This window comes from Bradyrhizobium elkanii WSM2783 (genome assembly GCF_000472865.1).
GTDB lineage: Bacteria > Pseudomonadota > Alphaproteobacteria > Rhizobiales > Xanthobacteraceae > Bradyrhizobium > Bradyrhizobium elkanii_A.
Genome location: NZ_AXAP01000152.1, coordinates 1 through 9,766 on the forward strand (window position 1 = coordinate 1; position 9,766 = coordinate 9,766).

8 protein-coding genes are annotated in these 9,766 nt (G+C 60.1%); 5 read left to right on the top strand and 3 right to left on the bottom strand.

Translation table 11 applies throughout. The features are described 5' to 3' along the window. Nucleotides 1–357: 357 nt before the first annotated feature. The gene (locus YY7_RS0148140; RefSeq protein WP_028169218.1) at nt 358–642 is read right to left on the bottom strand and encodes a hypothetical protein; all 285 of its coding nucleotides are present in this window, start codon (nt 640–642) and stop codon (nt 358–360) included. A gap of 1,145 nt (nt 643–1,787) precedes the next feature. Here YY7_RS0148140 and YY7_RS0148145 point away from each other — a divergent pair. The 5 genes from YY7_RS0148145 (at nt 1,788) to YY7_RS0148160 (ending at nt 6,791) form a co-directional block, all read left to right on the top strand. Then, on the top strand, nt 1,788–2,048 hold the full coding sequence (locus tag YY7_RS0148145; RefSeq protein WP_196237453.1) for a P27 family phage terminase small subunit: 261 nt from the start codon (nt 1,788–1,790) through the stop codon (nt 2,046–2,048). A gap of 19 nt (nt 2,049–2,067) precedes the next feature. Continuing rightward, nucleotides 2,068–2,259, top strand: a complete 192-nt coding sequence (locus tag YY7_RS59800; RefSeq protein WP_080664204.1) for a DUF3551 domain-containing protein — start codon at nt 2,068–2,070, stop codon at nt 2,257–2,259. Between the two features lie 643 nt (nt 2,260–2,902). Then, on the top strand, nt 2,903–3,721 hold the full coding sequence (locus tag YY7_RS0148150) for a gluconate 2-dehydrogenase subunit 3 family protein (RefSeq protein WP_080664205.1): 819 nt from the start codon (nt 2,903–2,905) through the stop codon (nt 3,719–3,721). Between the two features lie 43 nt (nt 3,722–3,764). Further along, nucleotides 3,765–5,531 (top strand): GMC family oxidoreductase, encoded by a 1,767-nt coding sequence (locus YY7_RS0148155; protein WP_028169221.1) that lies wholly within the window; start codon nt 3,765–3,767, stop codon nt 5,529–5,531. 30 nt (nt 5,532–5,561) lie between these two features. Continuing rightward, a complete protein-coding gene (locus YY7_RS0148160; protein ID WP_028169222.1) occupies nt 5,562–6,791 on the top strand; it encodes a c-type cytochrome in 1,230 nt (409 codons plus the stop codon). A gap of 351 nt (nt 6,792–7,142) precedes the next feature. On the opposite strand, the gene YY7_RS0148165 is transcribed toward YY7_RS0148160, so the two are convergent. Next, a complete protein-coding gene (locus YY7_RS0148165) occupies nt 7,143–8,726 on the bottom strand; it encodes a porin (RefSeq protein WP_028169223.1) in 1,584 nt (527 codons plus the stop codon). A gap of 582 nt (nt 8,727–9,308) precedes the next feature. After that, on the bottom strand, nt 9,309–9,766 hold a 458-nt coding region (locus tag YY7_RS0148175; protein ID WP_155255665.1), incomplete at its 5' end, for a response regulator.

Below are 9,766 nucleotides of genomic sequence, written 5' to 3' on the forward strand. Positions count from 1 at the left end.
GGCATCGCAATGATTTTTTGATTGATGCTCCTGGAAATAAGGACTGCAATTAAAGTAAGTCGGACGGGTATCGGTTACGCCAGTCGAGTGCTGGCGTAACGAGCGTAACAACTGAGGACGACAGTGCGTAACGCATCGCGGCGTCGATGGTGACGGTGCCGTCACGGATCGCGACCGCGAGATCGCGGGAATGGGCCAAGGCGGAGCGAGTTTCGCGCAAGCGTCGCTGGCTAAAATCGGCGGCGTCCGCCGCTTTTCCCTTCTTGCCCCGGCCTCGCTGATCTGGCTCGGGATATAGCGTGCGACCCCGCATCGCTCGCTGACCCTTGGTGAGATCGCGCCGCTCGCATCGACGTCCTAGGCGACTTTCTGATGGGCTTTCATGTAGGGCGCAAACATCGGCGGAGCGGCCCTGTAGAAGTCGGCGATAGCTGTGAACTGGTCGTGTTTCTTTTCGACCCAATCAGCATACGCAGGGTCATGCAGGTTCTGCATCTTCGAGTTCGCGAGATTCAGGTCGATGAGGTGAAGGCGCAAGCGTTCCAGATATTCGGGCACCTCGGGTCCGAAAAAATAGAGCACGCGATCACAGGCTTTGGCGTAGCGAAACAGCTCATCGTTGCTCGCCGTCCCATTGCGCACAACCTCTCCAATGACGTCCTGTATGTCTTCAAAAAGGCCAAGCGACGTTCAAACAGCTCCAACACAATCCTTTCGTTAGATGTTTGCCAGTTGCGCTCCGCGATCTCGGCTTGGGTCCTCGCAATCGCGATCTGTCCCTGTCCCAGTCGGTAGGCAACGAACGCCGCAGCAGTAGCTGCGACAATTGTGGCGACTGGGCCCGCAACGTCCTTGAGCAAACTGATCCAAATCATCGTCTAAGCCGGGCTGGTGTTCGAACAGGTCTGCGAACGAGTACTTTCTTGCTCGCCAGGAATTGGTACGCAGATTGCGCGAGAGAGTCGCAGGTCCGAGCCATGCCCGGTAGGCTGGCAGCCTGCACGAAGCGCGTCTCGATGTAGCGCGACCGCCAATAGTTTGATCCATCAACCAACGCTATGATCTCGACGTCTTCGTCATCGAAGATGACACCTCGCCTTGCGCATGCCCTCCGAAGTTTCTTGAAGCCATGCCCATAGCGGTCCTTGATCGTCTCGATGGACAGGCCGTCAGCTCGCAGGCAGCTCTTGAGGTACAGTTCCAGCGCGTGCGAGTAGAGGAACCGGATCGGAGCCTAGAAGCGCAACGGCGGTTTGGCACGGCTGGCTTGAACCCGGTCGGCGGCGTGCCGGTATGACTCGGCGAAGTTAAATAGCCCGAGCGGTGTTGTCCGATCTGTGGTCATGATGATGCGCTCTGCCCAACGCTACACGTAACGCGAGCAGAGAACCGATGCTGCGTGTTCGGCGCCCTATCCACAGGGAAAAGGACGCGGGCATTAGCAACGGCCTGGCGGTCGTCTCGACACGGGGTGGGGAACGAGCAAAAAAAGCAGGTCCTCCTATCGTCCGAGCGCGGCGGCGGCGCTCCAACGCGTGCGGCCGCAAGTTGCCCAAACTTTCCGGAAAACGTGCCCATACTCACATAATCGCGCGTTTAACCCGGGAGAAAGCGATGAGACCTGGCCCACCGCCGCAGCCGACGATCATCTGCTTTCAGCGCGGCGATCCCGGCAAGCGCCCGATGCCGAAGAACGAGCCGCAGCTTACAATCGAGCTCCCAGCGCCCGGAACCGCCGTCGCACCTCGACAGTTTTGCGCGCGATGAATGATGGCGTGCCGGCCACGATGCAGAGACTCGGACTGGTGACCGTGCTCGATATCGGTCCCTTCGTTGCTTATTGCTGCGCCTACAGCCGCTGGAAAACCGCTGAGGAGACCCTGCTGCGCATGGCGAACCGCGAGGGCGCAGCGAACGCGTTGCTGATCCGGTCGGCGGAGGGCAACCCGCGCATCAATCCCGTGCAGCGGATCGCGAGCAAGGCGGCGGAGGACATGCTGCGATTTTCCGCCGAATTCGGAATGACGCAGCGGCGCGCTCCGCATTAGCACTGGTGTCGGCGCGCAAATGGCACCGGGCAAGTTTAGCGGCCGGCGGCAGCCGCCTAATGGGCCGCGAGACTGGGGCTGGCCGGGCCTTTGCCAGTTCTGGACCTACCAGCAATGCTGGGCGACTGCGTCTGGCACCCGCTCGTATTGTGGGATCAACCCGCGCTACGCTTTTGCGCGGCAGCGGCAAGGCTATTGGCTGCCCTACTGACGTAACGAATCCTCTGCGCGGCTGATTGCCTCGATGCGGTGGCGGCCAATCGGGGCGTCTGGGACAGAGGTGCGCTGTTTGCCGCAGTCTGCCGGGTGCATCGGACCGGGCGATGGTGCGCGGTTGATGATGTCGGTTCTGTATGACGTCGTTAAACGCGAATGCGCATCCGGGCAGGCACAAGGGCTTCCCGAGGCTAAGTCGGCGTGTTTAGTCAAGCGCTTTACGAGGAAGCAAAAAAATGGACAGAAAATTAGCATGAAGAACAGTTGGAATTTCGCCTATCGGGCTAGACCGGAAGTGGCGCGCGCAAGTCGGAGCGATCAATCCGGCGCGGTCAGTTAATGCCTCGATGTAATTTCACCTTAACCCGCTCGTAAATCTCTCTTGCTTGAGCAACACGTCTACCGCTTCGATGATTCGAATTCGTGGATGTTGCTTTGCAACACGCGATCAGTTCACGCTCAAGTTCTTTCAGGCAAGCCCGTCGCACCGGACCCCAAAGCGCCACGCCAACCCCCGCTTTGCTGCGACCTAAATTGCTGAACTGAACGCACCCGACTTGAGAACCGATTAGACTGTGCTATCCTTGTGTTTTCATGCGCCACCTTGGAATTTCGAGTTCACGATCCAGGGGAGCACTATGGTCGCGTCAGAGATCCGACTCAGCGCCAACGGTATCCGGAAGACGCCCCCCGGTGCTGATGGCGCCGCTGAGGGAATAGTCCGCTCGTCGCGCTCTAATCCCGGCGTGTGCCGTCGCGAATTGCTTATAACCACCGCCATGACCTTGCTGTTTTCGGCGACCTCCGCTCGCGCGCTAGTCGTCAAGGGCAGCTTGCCATGGGGACCAAGTGCCGGCACTCCACCCACAGCGGTGCGGCCTGGGCCATGGGCGTATTTCACTCCGGAAGAAGGAGCTGCCGTCGAAGCGCTCGTCGACCGGCTGATCCCGCCGGACCCGGAGACGCCGGGAGGCAAGGACGCCGGCTGTGCGGTCTTTATCGACCGACAACTTGCGGGATCGTATGGCAGCGCCGAGGGGCTCTACATGCACGGGCCCTTCGCCGACGGAACGCCGGAGCAGGGAGATCAGTCGCCGTTGACCCCGGCAGCGCGGTATCGCCAGGCGCTGGCGGCATTGGACAAATATTGTCGCGCCACCTACGGGGGAAAGCCCTTCGCCCAGATTCCCGACGATGAGAAGGACAAGGTTCTCTCCGCGCTCGAGAAAGATCAGGTGCAACTGGAAGGAACCAGCGGTCGCGCATTCTTCGAGTATCTGCTGCAGAACACGCGGGAGGGGTTCTTCGCTGATCCAGTTTACGGCGGCAACCGCGACATGGTCGGCTGGAAGATGATCGGTTTTCCCGGGGCGCGCTATGATTACCGCGACTGGGTTGAGCGGCACAACGAGCGTTATCCGTTACCACCCATTGGCGTTGCTGGCCGACCCGAATAGGCGCCAAACGCGCAAATTTAGTCTCGTCCGGAGTATCGGGAATATGATGCGCAAATTGCCAGCAACGGATGTGGTGATTGTCGGATTGGGCTGGACTGGCTCCATCCTGGCGCATGAGCTGACTGGTGCCGGATTGAACGTGGTGGCGATCGAACGCGGCCCATGGCGCGACACGGCGACTGATTTCCCGCCGGCCTACGCGCAAGACGAGCTGCGCTACCGCATCCGCCACGATCTGTTCCTGCGACCGGAACAGCTGACAATGACTTTCCGCAACAACGCCAGTCAGACGGCCCTGCCGATCCGCAGCTGGGGATCCTTCATGCCGCCCAATGGCGTCGGCGGCGGCGGCGTGCATTGGAATGCCGAGACGTGGCGCTTCCTGCCCAGCGACTTCGAGCTGAGAACGCATCTGGTGGGGCGCTATGGCGAAAAATTCCTACCCGAGGACATGACGATCCAGGACTGGGGGATTACCTATGATGACCTCGAGCCCCATTACGACAAGTTCGAATATCTGTGCGGCACGTCCGGCAAAGCCGGCAACATAAAAGGGCGGATACAGGCGGGCGGCAATCCCTTCGAGGGAGCGCGGTCCCGCGAATATCCGACGCCGCCGCAGAAGCAGCCATACGGCCCGACGCTATTCGCACAGGCGGCTCAGGAGATGGGCTATAAGCCCTTCCCGCAACCTTCCGGAAATCTCTCACAGGCATATACGAACCCGCTCGGCGTCACGATAGGCCCTTGTACTTATTGCGGCTTCTGCGAATGGTTCGGCTGCGGCAACTACTCGAAGGCTAGTCCGCAGACCACGATTCTGCCCGCACTCATCCGCCGTCCGAACTTCGAGGCGCGCACGCAATGCGAGGTATCGAAGATCAACCTGGATAGATCGGGAAAACGCGCCACCGGCGTTACCTATGTCGACACCAGTGGCAACGAATGGGAGCAGCCGGCGGACCTTGTGCTGCTCTGCGCCTTCCAGTTGTTCAACGTGCACCTGCTGCTGCACTCCGGAGTCGGCAAGCCCTACGATCCGCGTACCGGCGAGGGCGTGATTGGGCGAAACTATTCCTACCAAGTCACATCTAGCGTAGGCGCGTTCTTCGACGACAAGATCTTCAATCCCTTCATCGCGTCGGGCTCGATCGGAATGTGCATTGACGAGTTCAACGGCGACAATTTCGATCACGGACCGCATGGCTTCGTCGGCGGCGGCTATATGGGCGCGGTGCAGACCAATGGCCGACCGATCCAGACTGGGAGGACACCACGGGCAACGCCGAGGTGGGGCGCCGAGTGGAAGAAGGCGGTGGCGAAGAGTTACTTGAGCAGCTATGAGACCGTCACGCACGGCAGCTGCTATAGTTATCGCGACGTGTATCTCGACCTCGATCCGACCTACACGGACCGCTTCGGCCGCAAGTTGATGCGCCTGACGTTCGATTTCCACGACAACGAGCTCAAGATGTCGACATACCTGACGGACCGGCTGGCTGAGGTCACGCAGAAGATGGGACCGCGGCAGCTTGAGAAGCATCCACGTCGCGGTCCTTACGACGTCACCGTGTACCAGACAACGCACACCTGCGGCGGTGCCATTATGGGCGTCGAGCCCAAGACCAGCGCGCTCAATCGCTATTTGCAGAGCTGGGAGGTGCCCAACCTGTTCGTCATGGGCGCCACGGCCTTCCCGCAGAACCCCGGATATAATCCCACGGATACTGTGGGCGCGCTCGCCTATTGGGCGGCAGACGCGATCGTAAACCGCTACCTGAAGAGTCCCGGCTCGCTCGTGCAGATTTGACGGCCAGCACTCCGAAGTAATGGCATGAGAATGCGCAATCTGATGACTCTTGCGCTCGCGGCCTGCGTGATCGGCCTGGCTGCCGCGCGCGCGGCGGAAGACAACCAGGCGTTCGCGAAGATCGAGCGCGGCCGGTATCTCGCCGTGCTCGGCGATTGCACCAGCTGCCACACTGCGCCGGGTGGTAAGCCGTTTGCCGGCGGCGCTGCACTGGAGACGCCGTTCGGAGCGTTGTTCGGTCCAAATATTACGCCCGATGTTGCGACCGGGATAGGTGCTTGGACCGAATCAGATTTGTGGCGGGCAATGCATGAGGGGATTGGTAGGGATGGGATTCGCCTCTATCCAGCAATGCCGTATCCCGCCTACACCAAGGTTACTCGCGAGGACGTCTCAGCCATCTGGGCCTATCTGCGCACGTTGGAGCCGGTGCGAAACGAGGTTCAGCCGAATCAGCTTAGGTTTCCGTTCAATGTCCGCCGGCCGACAACATCCACCTGGGATTTGATCAATTTCAAGCCCGGGGTATTTCAACCCGACCCGGCAAAGTCGGATCTGTGGAACCGAGGGGCCTATCTGGTCGAAGGCCTCGGTCATTGCGGGACCTGTCATACACCGAAGAACATCACCGGCGGCGATCGGGGTGGAGAAGCCTTGCGCGGCGCATTGTTGCAGGATTGGTATGCGCCTGATCTGACCGCGGATCCCCGTATGGGCATCGAGAGTTGGTCCACGGAAGACATCGTCCGCTATCTTAAGACCGGCGCCAACTCGTTCGACATTGCGTCCGGGCCGATGGCCGAGGCCGTTGAGAACTCGACCTCTCATATGACGGATGCTGATCTTCTTGCGATCGCCACCTATCTGAAGGATCGCGCTCCTCGCAGCGCGAACACGGCCATTGCGCTGGCGCACGATGCCACACGCATGGTGGCGGGCAAGGCAATCTATGAGGACCATTGTGCGGCATGCCACATTTCTAGCGGCGCCGGCGTTCCAAACCTATTCCCGCGCCTGGCACAAGCGCCCCTGGTCCAGTCCACTGATCCGACATCCTTGATTCGTGTTGTTCTGATCGGCAGTCGCGCTGTCGCCACTTCAGCTGCCCCGACCGCACCCGCCATGCCGTCCTTCGGTTGGAATCTCAGTGACACAGAGATTGCAGACGTCCTGACCTATGTGCGCAATACCTGGGGAAATGCCGCGTCAGCAGTCCAGCCTGCTGATGTCACTACGCTGCGTGGCCGTGTGTCTCGATAAGATCGACCACGCCGCGCGTCCCAACTTTGGCGGAACCGATCGAGGGCGCTCGCTATGCCTGTCGCAAATCGACTCGAGACGTACCGATGTTGCAGTCCCCGCGCCACCGGCCATGCCTGAAGTCGGCCTTGAGCCAAATTAAACCAACGCCATTGCGATGTCACCAGTCAGCCCTGGACCGGTCGTTGATGAGCGCTCACCTCCATCGTCGCTTTTGATCCAACCTGATCTCCCCGGCATGTCGGCTTTCACGCTGTGTGGGACGGCAATGCTCTGATTTTACAGGAGCCTAGTCTAGCTAAATCAAGACAGACTGAGCGCCTTGTCAGGTCTATTCGCTGGAAAAAGGCCTCAGAAGTTACGCTGGGCACGAAGCTGCAGGTGGAACGTGTCCTGATCCTGGAACTCGTAGCGCGCGGTCGGCTTGGGGGCCGCAGCTCCGAGGATGGCGGTGCCCTGGAATTTCTGGTCGAGGTGAACCCACATGAATTCGGCCGAGAAGGTCAGGTCCTTGACCGGCGTCCAGCGGGTGATGACACCAAGCTGCGAGACGTTGAAGTCGGGGTTGCAGATGTAGTCCGCACTGATTGCCTTGGCGGGGGTGGTGTAGTTCGCGCAGATGAAGGCCTTGGCGGCGCCGTCATAGCGGACGCCCACATACGAGCCGAAGAGGCTCGACGACCAATATGGGTCCCAGTTGTGGTTGAATGCCCCGCGAACGCCGAAGGCCTCCGTCAGATGCAGCGAGCCGTTGCCACCGGCTGCGACCGGCAGAAAGACACCGTCGGTCGTCGCCCCGAACCCGATGCTCTGATAGGCGCCAAAAGCGTTGGTGCTGCCGAATATGGCAAAGCTCGGCGAGGTTGCAGCTGACGAGACGACGTACTTCGTCGCCCCCTTGGAATAGCTCGCGTCCATCTTGATGTCGTCGCCGGTACCGGTCGGGATGTTCTTGATCTGCAACACCGCCATCGCCGCGCCGCCCCACGAGGTGTCGGGATGTCCGGAAAGCTCGGATGCCGCGGTCGGCGCCGCGCCCGGCAGGGCGACGGCGCCCGCCGGAGCACCGAGCGCGTTGAGCGTGTTGTACGACCCGCTCACTTCATGAGCCGCGGCCGAAATCTGGAACAGACCCCAAGCCTGGTCGATGCGGATGTTGCCGACCACATCGGGCGCATGGGTGCCGGCATAAGCGTTGCCCGTGTTCAGCGTGGCGTTCAGCGGCAGCGACAGGTTGTAGACCGCGGTGCGGTCCCATACGACTGGATCGTCGAGGCCAATGCTGCCGGTCACTCCGTTGCCGAAATCGGCAGTGTACTGGATGTTTTGGACGCCGGTATCAGTGTTTTGGCCGCCGATCAGGAAGTCCGTGATGTTGCCGGGGTAGCCCTGCCAAGGCGAGGCGTAGGCAGACGCCGACTGACCGAAGGTGAAGCCTGCGAACTGGAGAAAGAGGTACTGGATGGAAACCTGGCCGCCGCCGGGAGTGTCGAGCAACTGCTGGCTGGCCACCGGAAGCGAGGTGTTGATCGAGTTCGGGTTGAAGGTGTTGTTGCCGAGCGCGCTGAACGTAAACCGGCCCTGCCCGAAGGTACGGACCACGCCATAGTCGGTGGCGGTGCGGGTATCGAATGACAATAGCATACGGGCGCGGGCGGCGAAGTAGTCGAAGTAGCGGTTATGTTGGCCTGCGTCGCCGTTCCAGGCAGGCGTGCCTTGTATGCCGCCATTGAATGTGGTGTCGACCCGGAGATAGCCACCGATCTTCATGCAAGTGTCGGTACCGGGGATGAAGAAGAAGCCGGGGCCGTAAGCCGAGCAGACCTTCACATATTCGATCGGCTTCGCCTTGACAGGAAGGTCAGCGCCTGCGGCTCCGCTGGTTGCGAGCAAAAGGCTCGCCGCCGGACCGAGAAGGATTCGAGTTGTCGCCATTACCGGCCTCCGCCTGAGACCTGTACGTCCACTCGGAAATCGAATGCCCCACAATTTTTAGCGCAGGAGACATGTCGCACAATGCACGGCGACGTGACACTGCCGAGTTTCATTTCGCACCGTGACTTTTTCGCAACGCATGCGAGTGCCATTCCGGAGCGCATGCCGGAGAGATCAGCCCTGGAAGCTGGATCAGCGCTGTAGCTACGCTCGCGACGAAGGTGGTTCGATCCGCTGTTCGATGAGAATGATCGTCGAGGATTTCCGCTTGCGCCGGGGCACCCACGCTTATGCTTGGGAAATTATCGCTCACGTTAATGTCGGGTATTGCCCAAATGCGAACTGGGTTACTTCATCGGGCGATGTCCGAGTTCGAGGGAGTAGCGATCAGCATTGCTCGCCCTCAGTTCTTCTCAGCTTGACCCACCAAGGCTCGTCGACTGCTGCTCCCCGCTGTTTGGAGGTTTTTGAACCGGGCCCTACGTCAAATGTGAAGGAAGTACAGGTTAGATTCATTGGTGTGTCAGGTAAACCTAGTTAATGGCGCCATGCGCGCCAAGAAAGCAACGGCAGGAGATCATCTCAACCTTCGTGCAGGATTGACCGCAAGCGCGCCGCCAAATCCGACATGCGGAATGGTTTGTCGATAATCGGAAATTCGCCCACCGCTTGATGTCGTTCGAGCACGTCTCCCGCATAGCCCGAGGCCAGCAGGACCTTGATGCGCTTGTTCAATCGCCTCGCTTCGCGAGCTACCTCGATGCCGTTGATCCCGTTTGGCATCACGATGTCACTTAACACCAGATCAAATTCCTCGCTCTGGAGCATCCAAAGGGCTTCCGCGCCGTTCCGAGCGCAACGAACCTGATAGCCCGAGCTGGTCAGCATCGCCGACGTGAGATCCAGAAGATCGTCGTTGTCCTCGACAACCAGGACTCGCTCCGAACCGGTCGGAAACGCTTGGGGTTGGGCGTCTTCCATTTCGACGTCAGGCGTTTGCGTGGCTTTGGGCAAATAGAGAGAAACAGTGGTCCCCTTTC

Coding starts and splice junctions, on each gene's coding strand:
- YY7_RS0148145 (WP_196237453.1), top strand. CDS start 1,788: ATGCAGAGACTCGGACTGGTGACCGTGCTCGATATCGGTCCCTTCGTT.
- YY7_RS59800 (WP_080664204.1), top strand. CDS start 2,068: ATGGCACCGGGCAAGTTTAGCGGCCGGCGGCAGCCGCCTAATGGGCCG.
- YY7_RS0148150 (WP_080664205.1), top strand. CDS start 2,903: ATGGTCGCGTCAGAGATCCGACTCAGCGCCAACGGTATCCGGAAGACG.
- YY7_RS0148155 (WP_028169221.1), top strand. CDS start 3,765: ATGATGCGCAAATTGCCAGCAACGGATGTGGTGATTGTCGGATTGGGC.
- YY7_RS0148160 (WP_028169222.1), top strand. CDS start 5,562: ATGCGCAATCTGATGACTCTTGCGCTCGCGGCCTGCGTGATCGGCCTG.
- YY7_RS0148165 (WP_028169223.1), bottom strand. CDS start 8,726: ATGGCGACAACTCGAATCCTTCTCGGTCCGGCGGCGAGCCTTTTGCTC.